This is a genomic window from Streptomyces sp. NPDC052101 (assembly GCF_040680235.1).
Lineage (GTDB): Bacteria > Actinomycetota > Actinomycetes > Streptomycetales > Streptomycetaceae > Streptomyces.
In genome coordinates, this window is the sequence record NZ_JBFAWH010000003.1 from 233,659 (window position 1) to 250,442 (window position 16,784).

The following is a 16,784-nucleotide window of genomic DNA, read 5'->3' on the forward strand; positions in this document are numbered from 1 at the left end:
GGATGAGCACGGCGGCGGAACGCGACCGCGTGCCCAAGCAGGACCGCAGCCGGGCCACCCGGCAGCGGCTCCTGGAGGCCGCCGTGGCCTGCCTGGCCGAACACGGCTGGGCAGGCTCCACCGTCGCCGTCGTCGCCGAGCGCGCCGGTGTCTCGCGCGGCGCCGCCCAGCACCACTTCCCGACCCGCGAGGACCTGTTCACGGCCGCCGTCGAGTACGTCGCCGAGGAGCGCTCCACCGCGCTGCGGGCGCTCTTCCCGGGCGGCCCCGCCGACCGCCGGGCCGTCGTCGCGGCCCTCGTCGACCTCTACACCGGCCCCCTCTTCCGTGCCGCCCTGCACCTGTGGGTCGCCGCCTCCGACGAGGACCAGCTGCGCACGCGCGTGACCGAGCTGGAGGCCCGTGTCGGCCGAGAGACCCACCGGATCGCCGTCGACCTCCTCGGCGCCGACGAGTCCCGCCCCGGCGTCCGCGAGACCGTCCAGGGCCTGCTCGACATGGCCCGCGGCCTCGGGCTCGCCAACCTCCTCACCGACGACACCCCGCGCCGCGAACGGGTCGTCGCCCAGTGGGCGGACCTGCTGGAACAGGCTCTGCGCTGAGCCGTCGGCAGCGGGGCCGTACCTGGATCCGGCGCGGAGCAGTACCCTTGCCGCATGCTTCCGATGCTCGTTCGCCGACGCCACGTGGACTACGTGCGCGTCACGAGCATGGGCTGTCGGCTTTCGGCCTGATTCAGCCCTTTTTTCTCCCTCTTCTTACGGCATTCTGGGCGCCGCCCTACCCTCGGCGGCCTGCCCGTGGCCCACACACCCTTGTGGACGCATCCATGACCACGCACATCGCGACGACGACCCCGTCGTACGACCAGCTCCCGATCATCGACCTGTCGGCCGCCGACCGCGGCCCCCAGGCTCGTGCCTTGCTCCACGCCCAGCTGCACAGCGCCGCCCACGACGTCGGCTTCTTCCAGCTCGTCGGACACGGCGTGACCCCGGCCGAGACCGACGCGCTGCTCACCGCCATGCGCGCCTTCTTCGCCCTCCCCGAGGCCGACCGGCTCGCCCTGGACAATGTGAACTCCCCGCACTTCCGCGGCTACACCCGCACCGGCGACGAACGCACCGCCGGCGCCCGCGACTGGCGCGACCAGCTCGACATAGGCGCCGAACGCCCCGCGCGCGTCCCCGGCCCCGACGAGCCCCCGTACTGGTGGCTGCAGGGCCCCAACCAGTGGCCGGCCGCCCTCCCCGAGCTGCGCACGGCGGCCCTGACCTGGATCGACAGACTCAGCGCGGTCGCCGAGCGCCTCCTGCACGAACTCCTCGCGGCGATCGGCGCCCCCGCCGACTTCTACGACCCGATCTTCGGCGCCCGGGCCCACCCGCACCTCAAGCTCGTCCGCTACCCCGGCAGCGCGGGCGACGGCACCGACCAGGGGGTGGGCGCCCACAAGGACTACGGGTTCCTGACCCTCCTGCTCCAGGACACGGTCGGCGGCCTCCAGGTGCACCGCGAGGACGGCCGCTTCCACGACGTCCCGCCGCTGGAGGGCGCCTTCGTCGTCAACCTCGGCGAACTGCTGGAGGTCGCCACCAACGGCTATCTTCTGGCCACCAACCACCGCGTGGTCAGCCCGGCAGGAGCAACGGAACGCTTCTCCGTCCCGTTCTTCTACAACCCCCGCCTGGACGCCCGGATAGCGCCCCTGCCCTTCCCGCACGCCGCCGAGGCCCCCGGCATCACCACCGACCCGGCGAACCCCCTGTACGCCGAGTACGGCTACAACGAACTGAAGGGCAAGCTCAGGGCGCACCCGCTGGTGGCGGAACGACACCACGGCGCCTTGCTGACACCGGCGGCGTGAACTCCCTCAGGGGCGCGGGACTTCATCGATATGCGGCTCCGCCGCGTCGCCCGCGCCCCTCAGGCACCCTTCAGTGGGCGATGTCCGCGTAACCCTCGATGTCCTGCGGACGGCGCACCCCCGGCCCCACATACCGAGCAGACGGCCGCACCAGCCGCCCGGTCCGCTTCTGCTCAAGAATGTGCGCCGACCACCCGGCCGTACGGGCACACGTGAACATCGAAGTGAACATGTGCGCCGGAACCTCGGCGAAGTCCAGCATGATCGCGGCCCAGAACTCCACGTTGGTCGCCAGCACACGATCCGGCCGGCGGTTGTGCAGCTCCTCCAGCGCGGCCTTTTCGAGCGCCTCCGCGATCTCGAACCGCGGAGCGCCCAACTCGCGCGCCGTACGCCGCAGCACCCGCGCCCGCGGATCCTCCGCCCGGTACACCCGGTGGCCGAACCCCATCAGCCGCTCACCGCGGTCCAGGGCCTGCCTGACGTACGCCTCCGCGTCCCCGGTCCGCTCGATCTCCTCGATCATCCCGAGCACCCGCGACGGCGCACCCCCGTGCAGCGGCCCGGACATGGCCCCGACCGCACCCGACAGCGCGGCGGCGACATCGGCGCCGGTGGAGGCGATGACCCGCGCCGTGAAGGTGGACGCGTTCATGCCGTGCTCGGCGGCCGACGTCCAGTACGCGTCCACCGCGGCGACATGCTTGGGATCCGGCTCGCCCCGCCAGCGGATCATGAACCGCTCCACGACCGACTTCGCCTTGTCGATCTCCCGCTGCGGCACCATCGGCAGCGTCTGCCCGCGCGCGGACTGGGCGACGTACGACAGCGCCATCACGGCGGCCCGAGCCAGATCGTCCCGTGCCTGCCGCTCGTCGATGTCGAGCAGCGGCTTCAGCCCCCACACCGGGGCCAGCATGGCGAGCGCCGACTGCACATCCACCCGGATGTCCCCGGAGTGCACCGGGATCGGGAACGGCTCGGCGGGCGGCAGACCGGGGTTGAAGGCGCCGTCGACCAGCAGCCCCCACACGTTCCCGAACGAGACGTGCCCGACCAGGTCCTCGATGTCGACGCCCCGGTAGCGCAGGGCGCCGCCCTCCTTGTCCGGCTCGGCGATCTCCGTCTCGAACGCGACGACTCCCTCGAGTCCGGGTACGAAATCGGACATCAGGCGGCTCCTCGTGAATATGGTCGGCGGCGGTCACCCCCGTGATGCCCCGAACGGCTGGTGGTCACCCAAAACCGCAGGAGAACCAGCACGATATCCCCCGGTGCCACACATGGGGAGCCCACGCGACACTGAGTGCCAGGCCCATTCGGCAGGCCCCGGGGCTCCGGCCGTCCGATACGGCCGTACGGGACGCACGGCCCGTACGGCAAGATGACCGCGTGACCGACCGCGACCCGCTCCTGGACCCCGCCATCGATCCCGCCGCCATGCGCAAGCAGTACCGGGCGGAGGGCCTCGCCGCACAGGACCTCGCCACCCACCCCATGGACCAGTTCGCCCGCTGGTTCGAGGACGCCGCCCGGGCGGCCCTGCACGGGACGGTCTACGAACCCAACGCGATGGTCGTCTCCACGGCGGACGCGGCCGGCCGCCCCAGCTCGCGCACCGTCCTGATGAAGCAGTTCGACACCGAGGGCTTCGTCTTCTACACCAACTACGACTCCCGCAAGGCCCGCGAACTCGCCGAGAACCCGCACATCGCCCTGCTCTTCCCCTGGCACCCGCTCGCCCGCCAGGTCATCGTCACCGGCACCGCCCGCCGCACCGGCCGCGACGAGACCGCCGCCTACTTCCGCACCCGCCCGCACGGCTCACAGCTGGGCGCCTGGGCCAGCGCCCAGTCCTCGGTGATCGCCTCCCGCACCCCACTCGATGCCGCCTACGCCGATCTGGAGGCCCGCTACCCCGAGGGCGAACAGGTCCCGGTCCCGCCGCACTGGGGCGGCTTCCGGATCACCCCGCAGGCCGTCGAGTTCTGGCAGGGGCGCGAGAACCGCCTCCACGACCGTCTGCGCTACGTCAGCCGGCCCGACGGCACCTGGAAGGTCGAGCGCCTCAGCCCCTGAGCCGCGCACCGGCAGCGGGCCCTGAACGCAGACGACCCGCGAAAACGCAGACGACCCGCGAACTCGGGTCCTCCACCTCTCGGCGGAGAAGCCGGCCGGACGTACCGGCGAGTTCGCGGGTCGGGTGACTGCTGGGATTGGGCCGGCTGCACGCGTCTGTCACGTGCTGGTCCGGCACCGCACTTGTGTGGTGACGGGCCGCTAGCCCGCAGCCACCTCACGCGTCCGGTTCTCATACATCTGCCGAACCACCTCCCTTCTCGTGTAACCGACACCCTAGGAAACCGGCGGCAGACGCTCAAGCTCTTTTTTTCTCGGGAACATGATGTGGGCTGGGTCACGTTCCAGTTGAATGAAGGCCAGTGAGCGAACCGCGCGCCGAACGCGCGCAGACGCAGCCTGCAGGGGGTCCAGGTGAGTGCTTCCCGGCGGAGTGGGACCACCGACGAGCTGGGGCCGGACGACCCCGGTGAATCCGGGGGATCCGATCTGCTCGCCGCACTGCTCGACGGCATGGACGCGGCCCTGTGCGCGTTCGACGCCGATGGGGTCGTCACGCACTGGAACCGGGAGGCCGAGCGGATCCTCGGCTGGACGGCCGCCGAGGCGGTCGGCCGGCAGGGGTTCGCCGGGTGGGCGGTGCGCAGTGCCGACGCCGAGGAGGTGCAGGCCCGGCTGATGTCGGCGATGCACGCGCCCGGACGGCAGGTGCACGAGTTCGCGCTGGTGACCAAGGACGGCGGGCGGGTGCTCGTACGGACCCAGTCCGCCGCCGTGCGCGGGCCCGAGGGAAAGCCGGCCGGGGTGTACTGCGCGTTCAGCGAGGTGCACGCGCAGATCGACCTGGAGCGGTCGATCGCGCTGAGCGAGGCGCTGTTCGAGGACGCCGCCTGGGGAGTCGTCCTCATCGACGCCGATCTGCGGCCCGCCGTCGTCAACGCGCACGCGGCCCGTGTCCTCGGGATCGGGCGTACGTCCGCGCTGGGCCGGCCGCTCGGCGAGCTGCTCGCGCAGGGCGTGGAGGAGCTGGAGGCCGCGCTCACCCATGTGCTGGCCGAGGGCGCCCCGCCCGCGCCCGCCGAGATGTGGGTGGCGGTACGCACCCCGGAGGGCGAGAAACGGCGCTGCTGGCGCAGCGGGTTCGTGCGGCTGGCCTCGCCGCTCGCGGAGGAACCGGTGCCGCTCGGCGTCGGCTGGCTGTTCCAGGACGTCACCGAGGCCAAGCAGAGCGAGCAGGAAGCGGCCCTGCTGCGGTTCCGCACCAACCAGCTGCACCGGGCCGCGCGTGCCGCCGCCGAGTGCGAGGACCCGGCCGAGGCGGCCACCGTCCACCTGGACTTCGCGCTCGCCGGTTTCGCCGACCACGCCTTGATCGACCGGGTGGCGCCCCCCGGGCGCACGGAGGGCGAGGAGGCGCCCGTACGGCTTGTCCGGCTCGCGGCGACGCCCGCCGGGGCGCCCGGGCCCAGCCTGCTCACGGGGGCGGCCGGGCTGCCCGTGCGCTACGAGCCGGGACACCCGGCGCTGCAGTGCGTGGAGCGGGCCGGCGCGGTGCGCGCGGACGTCGGCTCGGTCCCGGCGGAGGTGGCGCGGGAGTGGGCGCTCGCCCGGCAGTGGCCCGGCGACGCGGTGCACGCCCTGTGCGCGGTGCTGCGCAGCCGGGGGCGGACGCTGGGCGTGGTGACCTTCCTGCGCGGCTCCGGCCGCCACCGCTTCGAGCGGTCCGACTCGGCCTACGCGGAGGACGTGGCGGTCCGTATCGCGGCGGCGCTGGACCTGGCGGACGCGGTGCGGGAGGACTAGGCCCCCGGGTGGCTCAGCGCCGGTAGAAGATCCGGTCGCCGTACTCCCGCATCACGCGGCCGTTCCACTCGTGGCCGCCGTCGACGTTGCCGGAGCGCAGGAGCGGGGGCTCGATGCCCCGGTCGGCGAGGGTGGCGGCGGTGGTCGCCATGACGGCCTGCAGCAGGGCGGTGGTGACGACCGTGGAGGCCGGGGCGAAGGGCGCCGGGATGGTGTCGAGGGTGAGTTCCGCGTCGCCGACCGCGATCTTCGAGTCCAGGACGATGTCGCAGTGGTCCTTCAGGAAGGTGCCGGAGGCGTGCCGGGACGTGGTCTGCGCGGCGTACGCGACCGAGGTGACGCCGATGACCCGCACACCGAGGGCGCGGGCGTTCTGCGCCATCTCCACGGGCAGGGCGTTGCGGCCGGACAGGGAGATGATCACGAGGGCGTCGCCGGCGCGGACCGGGGAGGTGTCCAGGACGGCGCCGGCGAGGCCGTCGACGCGTTCGAGGGCGGAGCCGAGGGTGGCCGGGGTGACGTCGACACCGACGACCCCGGGGACGGCGAGCAGGTTCATCAGGGCGAGGCCGCCGGCGCGGTAGACGACGTCCTGGGCGGCCAGCGAGGAGTGCCCGGCGCCGAAGGCGAACAGGCGGCCGCCGGCGGCGACGGTGTCGGCGAGCAGGGTGCCGGCCGCGGCGATCGACGCGGCCTCCTCCTCGCGGACCCGTTGCAGCAGGCCGATCGCGGCGTCGAAGAACAGGTCGGCAGGCGTGCCGTCGCTCATGCGGTGCCCCTTCGCAGCGTCTGTGTCGCGGATCACCGTGCGGTCTGGACCAGTGCGGTGTCAATACGGCCGTCTGCTCGGGCGCCGGCCTTGTCGGGGTGGGCACAGCCACGTGGTTTCCCCGGCGGCCCCCGCTTGTCAGTGGGATCCGGCAGAATTGACGACAGGGCCAGCGCACGCGCCGGGCGACCTTCCGGCAGAGGTAATCGAGGGGCACGTATGTCCGGACTGATCGACACCACGGAGATGTATCTCCGCACCATCCTCGAACTCGAAGAGGAAGGCGTCGTCCCCATGCGCGCCCGCATCGCGGAGCGGCTGGACCAGAGCGGGCCGACGGTGAGCCAGACGGTGGCGCGCATGGAGCGCGACGGCCTGGTGTCCGTGGCCAGCGACCGCCATCTGGAGCTGACCGACGAGGGCCGCAGGCTCGCCACGCGCGTGATGCGCAAGCACCGGCTGGCCGAGTGCCTCCTCGTCGACGTGATCGGCCTGGAGTGGGAGCAGGTGCACGCGGAGGCCTGCCGCTGGGAGCACGTGATGAGCGAGGCCGTGGAGCGCCGCGTCCTGGAGCTGCTGCGGCACCCCACCGAGTCGCCGTACGGCAACCCGATCCCGGGCCTGGAGGAGCTGGGCGAGAAGGACGGCGCCAACCCGTTCCTGGACGAGGGCATGGTCTCGCTGGCCGACCTGGACCCGGGGGCGGACGGCAAGACGGTCGTCGTCCGCCGGATCGGCGAGCCGATCCAGACGGACGCCCAGCTGATGTACACGCTGCGGCGCGCGGGTGTGCAGCCCGGCTCCGTGGTGAGCGTGACGGAGTCGGCCGGCGGTGTCCTGGTGGGCAGCGGCGGCGAGGCGGCGGAGCTGGAGGCGGATGTCGCCTCGCACGTGTTCGTCGCCAAGCGCTGAGCATGTGAGGGCCCCGGCGCCCTTGTGGCGCCGGGGCCTGTCCTCCCCTGTGCTGACCCGGAGCCCCGAGCTCTCAGGGTCATCCCCTCGGACCGTTTTTCCCCGAGCGGTCCGCCTCCCGCAGAAGAGATCCCCTGCGCGGCGGCGATCATTCCTTGAGGGGTGTCACTCGAATGAGGGGTGTTGTCCGCAGAGACAGATTTTTCGAATGGGTATTCGATAGTCTGCGGCGGCAGGACGAGCACGACAGCGACAGCGGCAAGTACGAGCGAGTACGGCAGTACACCGGTACGAGGCGGGCGGAGCTGGGGGTGCCAGGCCCATGGCACGGCGGATCGACGTGACGGGAGCGGGCGGGGTGCGCCTGGCCGCCTGGGAGTTCGCCGACCCTCCCAAGACGGGTCTCGACCCGGCACAGGGCCGGGCGGCCCCGGAGCCCGGCGTTCCGGGCGTGCTGTTACTGCACGGCCTGATGGGCCGCGCCTCCCACTGGGCCTCGACGGCCCGCTGGCTCGCCGCACGCCACCGCGCCGTCGCCCTCGACCAGCGAGGGCACGGCCAGAGCGAGAAGCCCCCTCAGGCCGCCTACACCCGTGAGGCCTACGTCGAGGACGCCGAGGCCGCCCTCGAACAGCTCGGCCTCGCCCCCGCCGTCCTCATCGGCCACGCCATGGGCGCCCTGACCGCCTGGCAGCTCGCCGCGAAGCGTCCCGATCTCGTCCGGGCCCTGATCATCTGCGATATGCGGGCCTCCGCACTGGGGGCCGCCTCGCAGCGGGAGTGGGCGCAGTGGTTCCAGGCCTGGCCCGCCCCCTTCGCCACGCTGGCCGACGTCCGCAAGTGGTTCGGTGAGGACGACCCGTGGGTGGAGCGGCCGAACCCGGCACGCGGGGAGTTCTACGCCGAGGTGATGCACGAGTCCGTCGACGGCTGGCGGCCCGTGTTCGAGCCGGAGCAGATGCTCAGGTCCCGTGAGACCTGGGTGTACGACGCGCACTGGGAGGAGCTGGCCCAGGTGCGCTGCCCGGCGCTGGTCGTGCGCGGGGTGGACGGGGAGCTGGGGCGGGCGGAGGCACAGGAGATGGTGCGGGTGCTTCCGGCGGGGGAGTACGCGGAGGTCGCTGAGGCGGGGCACCTCGCGCACTATGAACTGCCGTCGGCCTGGCGGTCGGCTGTCCAGCCGTTTCTTGATCGGGTGCGCGGGGATTGAGTGCCTATGCGTCTGCCGGGTTGCTTATCGTCGGCGGGTGCGGGTCGTGTGTGGTTGTTCGCGCAGTTCCCCGCGCCCCTTGGGTGACTCTCCCTATCCCTTGCTGACAGCCGCGAGGATCTCCGGCAAGCGGGCCGCCGTCCTCGGAGCTGCCAGGCGCAGGCCCAGGAAGGTCAGCCCCGCGCCGTACGCCGCACCCACCGGCAGGAGCAGCCACCTCCAGTCCTCGCCGCCCGCGCTCACGTGGAGCCAGATGGTGAGGGCGATGGCGGGGGAGCAGAGCAGGGCCGCGGAGACCATGCCGCCGAAGATCGAGATCCAGGCGAGGCCCGCCTGGCCCGGGGCGACGTTCTTGTGGCCCTCCTGGGGGATGGAGTAAGGGAAGGCGGCCGACGTCCAGGCGCCGGTCGCGAGCATCGCCCCGAGCAGGGCGAAGGACAGCCCCAGCACCTCCGGCAGCCGTGACCAGGCGCCCAGCACGGCCGTCGTCACCACCGTCACGAGCGCCGCGTACGGCAGGGTGATCAGCAGCAGGGCCAGGGCGCGGCCGCGCAGTTCGGCGTAGGCGTCCCGGGGCGAGGAGATGGTCATGGCCACCGTCCAGAACGCGGAGGTGTCCTGCCCGAACTGGTTGTACATCTGGATGCCGAGCATCCCGGCGGCGAAGCACGCGAAGTACACCGACCCGGTGCCCTGCACCGCGTTGAACACCGGCACGATCAGCCCGATCGCCAGCGAGGTCACCCACGCGGCCTTGGTCTTCGGATCCCGCCAGATGTAGCGCAGGCTGCGCTCCATGACCGTACCCGTGCGGTCCTGCGGCAGCAGGCGTCCGAGGCCGCTCGACGCACGGCCCGGGGCCTGGGCGTCGGCGGCCTGCAGCGTGGAGCCGTCGGGCGCGGTCATCAGCCGGGTCAGGGTGCGTGCCCACACGGCGATGAGTGCCGCCAACCCGGCTGCGGTGAGGGCGAGTTGGGCTGCGGCCGTGCCGTACGCCCCCTCGCTCGCCGACCCCACCGCCGAGATCGCCGACGCGGGCGGCACCCAGCCCAGCGCGTCCGCGACCGGCTGCAGCTGCCCGAGGCCCGCCGAACCGAGCTGCCGGGCGGCGAAGTTGACCAACTGCGCGCCGATCGCGATCACCAGCCCGCTCAGCACGGCCAGATCACGGCCCTTCCTGCTGGTCAGCAGCCGTACGTTGGCGGCGGCCACGGCCCGTGCGAGCGCCACGCAGACCAGCAGGCCGAGGGCGACGGCGAGCACCGCGACGGCGTACGCGGCGGCCCCGTGCGCCACGGCCACCGCGCACCCCACCAGCACCAGCAGCGTGAACAGCGGGCCGATGCCGACCAGCGAGGCCGCGAGCAGCGCCCGGACCAGCGGCCGGGGCCGCAGCGGCAGCATCACCAGCCGAGTCGGATCCAGCGTCTCGTCGCCGGTCGGGAAGAACAGCGGGAGCACCGCCCAGCCCAGCGCCAGCACGGCCGTACCCGGTACGGCGACGGCGTCGGCGTGCGCGTGCCCGCGCAGCGCGAGCAGCCCCAGCAGTTGCAGCAGCGCGAACAGGACCGCGATGACCGTCGAGGCGACGAACGCGGCCCGCCGGCCCCCGGACTGCCGCAGCCCGCCCCGCAGCAGCGACAGCTTCAGCCGTACGACGGTGGAGGTGAGGCTCGTCATCGCGCCGCCCCACCGCCCAGCCAGTCCAGATCGGACCCGGCGTCCCGCCCGCTCGCCCCGACCAGCTCCAGGAACGCCCCCTGGAGCGTCGGGTGCGCCCCGCGCACCTCGGCGAGCGGACCGGTGGCGCGGATCCGCCCGGCCGCCAGCACCGCGACCCAGTCGCACAGCGACTCGACCAGCTCCATGACGTGGGAGGAGAAGACGACTGTGGCACCGGAGGCCGTGTACCGCTCCAGGACGCCCCGGATGGTCTGCGCGGACACCGGGTCGACGCCCTCGAACGGCTCGTCCAGGAAGAGCACCTCGGGGTTGTGCAGCAGCGCGGCGGCGAGCCCGATCTTCTTGCGCATGCCGGTGGAGTAGTCGACGACGAGCTTGTGCTGGGATCCGGCCAGGTCGAGGACGTCCAGCAGCTGCGTGGCCCGCTTGTCGACCTCCGCCCCCGGCAGCCCGCGCAGCCGCCCCGAGTACCCGAGCAGCTCCCGCCCCGACAGCCGCTCGAACAGCCGTAGTCCTTCGGGAAGGACGCCGATCCTCGCCTTGACGGCCACGGGATCCCGCCACACGTCATGACCGACGACCTCGACGGTGCCGTCATCGGGCCGCAGCAGCCCGGTGACCATGGAGAGGGTGGTGGTCTTCCCGGCCCCGTTCGGCCCGACCAGCCCGATGAACTTCCCGGCGGGCAGCTCCAGATCGATCCCCGCGACGGCGACCTGCTGCCCGAACTGCTTCCAGAGCCCACGCACGCGTACTGCGACTTCGGTCATGCATGCACAGTAGGTGAGGCCGAGTTCCTCAGGGGCGCGGGACTGCGCCTGATATGCGGCTGACGCCGCGTGGGCTCACGTCAGCGATCCCGACCGCACGCATAGGCGAGCGGCGAGATCAACTCCTCGGCATCCGGCAGCCACCGGTTCGCCGGGGTGGGCCGGCACGCCCACTGCACGGCACCACGAGAGCCGAAGCGGGTGGGGGGAGCGGCCACGTAACTTCCCTCTCCCAACGCCACCAGATCCAACGACGACAGCGTCCACCCGAGCTTGCGCACCACATCCGGCACCTTCGCCGAACCCCCGGGCAGCACGAAGAAGTTCATCCGCCGATCGGGAGCCAGCGTGACCGGCCCCAGGGTCAACTCCATCCGCTCCATGCGGGCGAGAGCCAGGAACCCGGCGCTCTCCGGGACGGACAGCGCGTCGAACGTCCGCCCCGTCGGCAGCAGGATCGACGCCGTCGGCTGCTTCTGCCACATCCGGCGCGCGACGGTCGCGCTGCCCGTGGCCTGCGTCGCCCAGTCGGGGCGCGCGGGGTGCGCACCCGGCGCAGGGCAGGAGGCATCGCTGCACGAGCAGCGCTGCATGCCGGCGACCGCTTCCAGCCAGGTGCCCGGGAACACGTCCCAGTGCCGCTCCTCGGCGTAGCGTACGGCGGTCTCCAGCAGCGATTCCCCACGCTGCTGCGGGATCTGACCGGAAATCTGAGTGTTCTGGGCGCCCGCGATCGTCTCTTCCACGCTCCTCTCAACTCCCGCACCCACCTGGAGTTACGGCTGGAGCGCGCGCGGGGGCGGAGCATCGGTTCCGCAGTCGGGGCGCATGGGTGCACGCCCGGGGGCGCGCAGGGGGAAACACGGCGTCGGGTGGGTAGCCAGGGATGGGGTTGGCAGCCGTCGTTACCCCGGCAAACGGCACATGTCGCGCATTGGCGGTATGTCAGCTGGGCAGTGATCTTCCCGAATCGGTCACGCCCAGGGGATCGCAACGCAGGGGGTAGCACATGGCCGCAAGGCCTCTCGTGGCCCGGCAGCCGAACGAACGGCTGCAGGCACTCATCCAGGAAGCGGGGTGCTCGAACGCCGGGCTGGCCCGGCGGGTCAACATGTGCGGTGCCGAGCACGGGCTCGACCTGCGCTACGACAAGACGTCCGTGGCCCGCTGGCTGCGCGGACAGCAGCCGCGGGGCCGGGCCCCGGCGATCATCGCGGAGGCGCTCGGGCGCAAGCTCGGCCGTACGGTCACGATCGACGAGATCGGCATGGCCAACGGCAAGAACCTCGCCTCGGGGGTCGGTCTCCAGTTCTCGCCGACGGTACTGGGGGCCATCGAGCAGGTCTGTGAGCTGTGGCGCAGCGACGTGGGCCGGCGGGACTTCCTGTCCGGCTCCTCCGTCGCCGCCTCCGCGCTGGTCGAGCCCAGCCGGGACTGGCTGATCTCGGCGCCGGACGCCCAGGTGGCCCGGCAGGCCGGCCCACGCGTGGGCCTGGCCGATGTGGCGGCCGTGCGGTCCATGACCCAGGCGCTGACCGACCTCGACCACCAGTACGGCAGCGGGCATGTCCGCCCGGTGGTCGTGCACTACCTCAACAGCGTCGTCTCCGGGCTGCTCGCGGGCTCGTACCGGGAGACGGTGGGACGGGACCTGTTCGCCGCGGTCGCCCGGCTGACCGAGCTGGCGGGCTACATGGCCGTGGACACCGGGCAACCGGGCCTGGCCCAGCGCTACTACATCCAGTCGCTGCGGCTCGCGCAGGCCGCCGGGGACCGCGGGTACGGCGGTTACGTCCTCGCCGCGTCCATGAGCCACCTCGCCGCGCAGCTCGGAAACCCGCGCGAGATCGCCCAGTTGGCGCGGGCGGCGCAGGAGGGGGCGCGCGGGCAGGTGACCCCGCGCGTGGAGACGATGTTCCACGCGGCGGAGGCCCGCGGACACGCCCTGCTCGGTGACGTGCGCGCCGCCCAGGCCTCCATCGGGCGGGCTGTGACGGCGATGGAGCAGGCGGACGACTCCTCCGGAGACGACCCGGTGTGGATCCGGCACTTCGACGAGGCCTATCTGGCCGACGAGTTGGCGCACTGCCACCGCGACCTCGGGCAGCCCGAGCAGGCGGCCCGGTACGCCGAGCGGGCCCTGGCCGGGCACCCCGCCTCCCGGGCCCGCCGGCGCGCCATCGGCTATGTGCTGCTCGCCACGGCCCAGGTGCAGCAGCGCGAGGTCGAACGGGCCTGCAACACCGGCCTGAAGGCGGTGGAGCTGCTGGAGACGCTCCGCTCCAACCGGGGCGCCGAGTATCTGGAGGACCTGCAGCAGCGCCTGGAGCCCTTCCGGGAGGAGGCGGTGGTACGGGAGTTCGGGGCGCGCCTCGATCTCCAGCAGGCAGCCTGAACAACGGCCCCGCGGTTGCGTGAACATGCGGCGAACGGCACCCGATGACGTGAGGGTGCCCTGCGGCGCCGCACGGCAGCGCACCGCGGGACGGTTCTGTTATCGCCGTCACAGGCGGAAAGATCGCGCCCTGAGCTGCGTGGCACCCGGCTCGGGGGACCCGGTAGCGTGAGCGCGATTCACAAGGTCCCCCATTAGTAGGAGTCCCGGTGACGCAGAGTGGACAGGGCGAGGAGCCCTCGGCGCGGCCCGCGCACGAAGGCATCGTGCTGCCCTCCGACGGAGGCGAGCCCTTGCTGCCGGGCATGACCGGCGAGCCCGCCCCCGCCGCCCCGGCCGGCGGGCAGGCCTGGGGCGGCTCCTGGGGGCCCGAGCAGCAGCAGCCCCAGCAGGGCCAGGGCTGGCCTCCGGCGGCGGTCCAGCACTGGCACACACCGGACGTCCCGCACCAGCAGCCGCCCGCCGCGAACCCCGGCCCGCTGCCCCCCGAGGGCGCCCCGGCCCCGGCGTACGGCCAGACTCCGTCCTACGGCCAGGGCGGCGGCCAGGACGGCGGCTACGGCGCCGGTCAGCAACCGGGGTACGGCACGGCACCGGAGCCGTACCACCAGCCACAGGCGCAGCACCAGCACCAGCAGCCGCAGTACCCGCAGCCGTCGGCCGCCGCGGCGCCCCTTCCCCCCGCCCTGCCGGACGCGTACCCGGCCGCCGGGGCCCCGCTGCCGCCCGCCGCCGACGGTGCCACCCAGTACATCCCGCCGGTCCCGGCGGCAGCCCCGGCCGACGAGGGGGCGACGCAGTACATACCGCACATACCGTCGGTGCAGGCCTCCTCCGCCGACGGCGCGACCCAGTACATACCGCCCGTGCCGGCCGCCCCCGCCGACGAGGGCGCGACCCAGTACATTCCGCCGGTGGCCCCCGGCGCGCTGCCGCCCGAGTCGGCCGGCGAGGAGACGCGGTACCTCGGCCACGCATCCCAGCGGCCGCCGGCGCCCGCGTCGCCCGACGCCGAGGCCACCCAGTACATCCCGCCGTACGCCGCCCAGGCGCAGACGCAGGGCGGGGACCGGCAGCCGCCGGCCGAGTTCGACAGCCTGTTCCGCAGCGGCCCGGCGGGCGGTGACGGCCCGGCCGGGTCCACCCAGCAGCTGCCGCGCGTCCCGCAGCCGGACGCCCGCCCCGGCGCCGCGCAGCAGCCGCCGTACGGCCGCCGGCAGCCCTCCTACGGCGCGCAGCAGCCGTCGTACGAGCCCGGCTACGACGACGAACCGAGCCGCGGCCGGTCGCGGGTGCCGCTGATCGCCGCCGTCGGTGTCGGCATCGTCGTCATCGGGGTCGGCGCCGGCGTGCTGCTCAGCGACGGCGGCGGCAAGGACCAGGGCACCGACGGCAAGACCGTCGCGGCCACCTCCCCGGCCCCCGGCCAGGGCTCCTCCGCGGCCGCCGACCCGGCCCGGGCCCAGGCCGTCGAGCTGGACAAGCTGCTCGCGGACAGCGGCAGCAGCCGCGCCTCGGTGATCGGTGCCGTGGCCGACGTCAAGCAGTGCGACAACCTCGACGGGGCCGCCTCCGACCTGCGCGCCGCGGCCGGGCAGCGCGACCAGCTGGTCACCCGGCTCGGCAAGCTGTCCGTCGACAAGCTGCCGGACAACGGCGACCTGACCGCCGCGCTGACCAAGGCCTGGCAGGCGTCCGCCGCGGCCGACAACCACTACGCGGCCTGGGCCGACCAGTCCAAGGGGCACAAGGCCTGCCGCCGGGGCCACGCCCGCATCACCAACGAGACCCAGGCCGGCAACCGGGAGAGCAGCACCGCCAGCGCGCAGAAGGCGAAGGCGGCGGTGCTGTGGAACACGATCGCGCAGAAGTACGGCCTGACCCAGCGCCAGCCCACCCAGCTGTGACGGTGGGCGCCGGCGTCACTGCACGTCGGCGCCCTCCAGCGTCTGTGTCATGTCGGTGATGCCGTTGAGTCCGCCGAGGCTCCTGCGGGCCGCGACCAGCTGGCCGTCCTGCACCTCCTGGAGGGTGACGTCGGCGTTGACCATCCGCGGGAAGCCGACCCCGGCGAGCTTGCCCTCGTAGGGCCAGGCGAGGGGCGGGGTGAGACCGCCGGTGGAGACCCGCAGGCCGTCGTCGAGGGTGTGCCGCACGCTGTCGGCGCTCACCTCGCCTGCGCCGATCTTGTCCAGGGCGGCCTTCAGCACGGTGTAGGCGATCCAGGTGGTCTGCACTCCGGCGTCCGCGGGGTCGATGCGGTTGTCGCCGAAGGCCTCCTCGTTGATCACCTTCTTCATCGCGTCCCAGCGGGCGTCGGACGCCGGCGGATACCAGCCGGTGATGTACGCCCCCTCGTACGGCCCGGACGCGCCGCCCGTGGCGTTGATCACGGTCTGGTCGACATTGCCGAGCACGGTCCCGAGCCGTACGGCGGGGTAGTTCTCGCGGGCCCGCCGGAAGGAGTCCATGAAGGTGTCGGTGCGGTCCCCGAGCGCGGGCACCACACAGCCCTTCTTCAGCGGGCCCTTGGCCGCGTACGCCAGCGACTGGTCGGCCTGGCCGCTGTACTCGGTGGCGTCCTCGGCGGCGAGGCGGTCGTCCGCCTTCGTGTGCCCGCCCGCCTGCAGCCCGGAGTCGAGCAGCACCGGCAGCTCGTCGCCGGCGATGCTGTCCGGGCGGACCAGGGCGATGTTGCCGCAGGTGGCGGCGAGGGCCTTGCCGAGCCCGGCGAGCAGGGCGGGCTGGCCGCCGTTGACCGGGTACGACATCTGGCCGGTGAACTCGTCGTTGGTGACGCCGTAGCCGCCTATGTAGGGGATGCCGGCGCCTTCCAGCGGGGCGAGGTAGGAGTCGCCGAACTGGCTGTAGGAGCCGACGACCGCGACCACGTCCTCCTCGGCCGCGCTGCGGGCGCACTTGGCGGCGGCCACAGGGTCGTTGCGGTCGTTGCAGGTCAGGACCTGGAGCTTGCGGCCGTTGATGCCGCCGTGCGCGTTGATCCACTTGGCGTAGGCGAGGGCCATCGCGGGCATGCCGGGCTTGTTGGTGGCGTCGGTGTCCTGCGGGGCCCAGGTCATGACCTTGATCGGGTCATCCCCGGAGCCCCCCGTGGCACCGGGGATGACCCCGCATCCGGCGGTGAGCGACGCACAGAGGGCCACGGCACCCGCGGTCACGGCGGTGGCTCTGCCGGGGCGGGTGGACGAGTGGAGGAAGGTACTAACGGTGCGTCGCCTGCCGGTCATGGCTATGCACGATTCCCTCACACCGCTAACCGGGGAGTGACCCTGGGT

The 16,784-nt window shown here is 73.0% G+C and carries 14 protein-coding genes; 8 read left to right on the top strand and 6 right to left on the bottom strand.

Translation table 11 applies throughout. The features are described 5' to 3' along the window. Positions 1 to 2: 2 nt before the first annotated feature. Both AB0L75_RS08325 and AB0L75_RS08330 read left to right on the top strand, forming a co-directional pair. Positions 3 to 602 (top strand): TetR/AcrR family transcriptional regulator, encoded by a 600-nt coding sequence (locus AB0L75_RS08325; protein ID WP_365177072.1) that lies wholly within the window; start codon positions 3 to 5, stop codon positions 600 to 602. A gap of 227 nt (positions 603 to 829) precedes the next feature. Next, a complete protein-coding gene (locus tag AB0L75_RS08330) occupies positions 830 to 1,867 on the top strand; it encodes a 2-oxoglutarate and iron-dependent oxygenase domain-containing protein (RefSeq protein ID WP_365177075.1) in 1,038 nt (345 codons plus the stop codon). Between the two features lie 70 nt (positions 1,868 to 1,937). Here AB0L75_RS08330 and AB0L75_RS08335 read toward each other — a convergent pair whose 3' ends face one another. Next, complete coding sequence (locus AB0L75_RS08335; RefSeq protein WP_365177078.1) at positions 1,938 to 3,038, bottom strand: citrate synthase 2; 1,101 nt, start codon at positions 3,036 to 3,038, stop codon at positions 1,938 to 1,940. Positions 3,039 to 3,259: 221 nt separating this feature from the next. On the opposite strand from AB0L75_RS08335, the gene pdxH reads away from it, so the two are divergent. Then, the gene (pdxH, locus tag AB0L75_RS08340) at positions 3,260 to 3,946 is read left to right on the top strand and encodes a pyridoxamine 5'-phosphate oxidase (RefSeq protein WP_365177081.1); all 687 of its coding nucleotides are present in this window, start codon (positions 3,260 to 3,262) and stop codon (positions 3,944 to 3,946) included. 414 nt (positions 3,947 to 4,360) lie between these two features. Beyond that, positions 4,361 to 5,749: a PAS domain-containing protein gene (locus tag AB0L75_RS08345; RefSeq protein WP_365177084.1), complete on the top strand. Its 1,389-nt coding sequence runs from the start codon at positions 4,361 to 4,363 to the stop codon at positions 5,747 to 5,749. 13 nt (positions 5,750 to 5,762) lie between these two features. Here AB0L75_RS08345 and AB0L75_RS08350 read toward each other — a convergent pair whose 3' ends face one another. Next, complete coding sequence (locus AB0L75_RS08350; RefSeq protein WP_365177087.1) at positions 5,763 to 6,518, bottom strand: SIS domain-containing protein; 756 nt, start codon at positions 6,516 to 6,518, stop codon at positions 5,763 to 5,765. A 219-nt stretch (positions 6,519 to 6,737) separates the two neighbouring features. Between AB0L75_RS08350 and AB0L75_RS08355 the strand changes: the two genes are divergently transcribed. Beyond that, positions 6,738 to 7,430: a metal-dependent transcriptional regulator gene (locus AB0L75_RS08355; RefSeq protein ID WP_365177090.1), complete on the top strand. Its 693-nt coding sequence runs from the start codon at positions 6,738 to 6,740 to the stop codon at positions 7,428 to 7,430. A gap of 322 nt (positions 7,431 to 7,752) precedes the next feature. Then, positions 7,753 to 8,640 carry an alpha/beta hydrolase gene (locus AB0L75_RS08360; protein WP_365177093.1) on the top strand — a complete coding sequence of 296 codons (888 nt, stop codon included), beginning with the start codon at positions 7,753 to 7,755 and terminating at the stop codon, positions 8,638 to 8,640. Positions 8,641 to 8,733: 93 nt separating this feature from the next. On the opposite strand, the gene AB0L75_RS08365 is transcribed toward AB0L75_RS08360, so the two are convergent. The 3 genes from AB0L75_RS08365 to AB0L75_RS08375 all read right to left on the bottom strand — a co-directional run bounded on the left by AB0L75_RS08365 (position 8,734) and on the right by AB0L75_RS08375 (position 11,839). Continuing rightward, complete coding sequence (locus AB0L75_RS08365; protein WP_365177095.1) at positions 8,734 to 10,320, bottom strand: transporter; 1,587 nt, start codon at positions 10,318 to 10,320, stop codon at positions 8,734 to 8,736. Next, positions 10,317 to 11,093, bottom strand: a complete 777-nt coding sequence (locus AB0L75_RS08370; protein WP_365177097.1) for an ABC transporter ATP-binding protein — start codon at positions 11,091 to 11,093, stop codon at positions 10,317 to 10,319. Before AB0L75_RS08370 ends, AB0L75_RS08365 begins: the two co-directional genes overlap by 4 nt. 80 nt (positions 11,094 to 11,173) lie before the next feature. Then, on the bottom strand, positions 11,174 to 11,839 hold the full coding sequence (locus AB0L75_RS08375) for a bifunctional DNA primase/polymerase (RefSeq protein ID WP_365177100.1): 666 nt from the start codon (positions 11,837 to 11,839) through the stop codon (positions 11,174 to 11,176). Positions 11,840 to 12,102: 263 nt separating this feature from the next. Between AB0L75_RS08375 and AB0L75_RS08380 the strand changes: the two genes are divergently transcribed. Together AB0L75_RS08380 and AB0L75_RS08385 are read left to right on the top strand one after the other, a co-directional pair. Then, positions 12,103 to 13,488 (top strand): transcriptional regulator, encoded by a 1,386-nt coding sequence (locus tag AB0L75_RS08380; RefSeq protein WP_365177103.1) that lies wholly within the window; start codon positions 12,103 to 12,105, stop codon positions 13,486 to 13,488. A 209-nt stretch (positions 13,489 to 13,697) separates the two neighbouring features. Then, complete coding sequence (locus AB0L75_RS08385; protein WP_365177106.1) at positions 13,698 to 15,395, top strand: hypothetical protein; 1,698 nt, start codon at positions 13,698 to 13,700, stop codon at positions 15,393 to 15,395. A gap of 15 nt (positions 15,396 to 15,410) precedes the next feature. On the opposite strand, the gene AB0L75_RS08390 is transcribed toward AB0L75_RS08385, so the two are convergent. Continuing rightward, entirely contained in the window at positions 15,411 to 16,736 is a 1,326-nt protein-coding gene (locus tag AB0L75_RS08390) for an ABC transporter substrate-binding protein (protein WP_365177109.1), read from the bottom strand. Positions 16,737 to 16,784 lie beyond the last annotated feature (48 nt).

What these genes read in the sequence shown, in the direction of transcription:
- AB0L75_RS08350 (WP_365177087.1), bottom strand. Translation starts at nt 6,518, where the DNA reads ATGAGCGACGGCACGCCTGCCGACCTGTTCTTCGACGCCGCGATCGGC.
- AB0L75_RS08355 (WP_365177090.1), top strand. Translation starts at nt 6,738, where the DNA reads ATGTCCGGACTGATCGACACCACGGAGATGTATCTCCGCACCATCCTC.
- AB0L75_RS08365 (WP_365177095.1), bottom strand. Translation starts at nt 10,320, where the DNA reads ATGACGAGCCTCACCTCCACCGTCGTACGGCTGAAGCTGTCGCTGCTG.
- AB0L75_RS08370 (WP_365177097.1), bottom strand. Translation starts at nt 11,093, where the DNA reads ATGACCGAAGTCGCAGTACGCGTGCGTGGGCTCTGGAAGCAGTTCGGG.
- AB0L75_RS08335 (WP_365177078.1), bottom strand. Translation starts at nt 3,038, where the DNA reads ATGTCCGATTTCGTACCCGGACTCGAGGGAGTCGTCGCGTTCGAGACG.
- AB0L75_RS08325 (WP_365177072.1), top strand. Translation starts at nt 3, where the DNA reads ATGAGCACGGCGGCGGAACGCGACCGCGTGCCCAAGCAGGACCGCAGC.
- AB0L75_RS08390 (WP_365177109.1), bottom strand. Translation starts at nt 16,736, where the DNA reads ATGACCGGCAGGCGACGCACCGTTAGTACCTTCCTCCACTCGTCCACC.
- AB0L75_RS08360 (WP_365177093.1), top strand. Translation starts at nt 7,753, where the DNA reads ATGGCACGGCGGATCGACGTGACGGGAGCGGGCGGGGTGCGCCTGGCC.
- AB0L75_RS08380 (WP_365177103.1), top strand. Translation starts at nt 12,103, where the DNA reads ATGGCCGCAAGGCCTCTCGTGGCCCGGCAGCCGAACGAACGGCTGCAG.
- AB0L75_RS08330 (WP_365177075.1), top strand. Translation starts at nt 830, where the DNA reads ATGACCACGCACATCGCGACGACGACCCCGTCGTACGACCAGCTCCCG.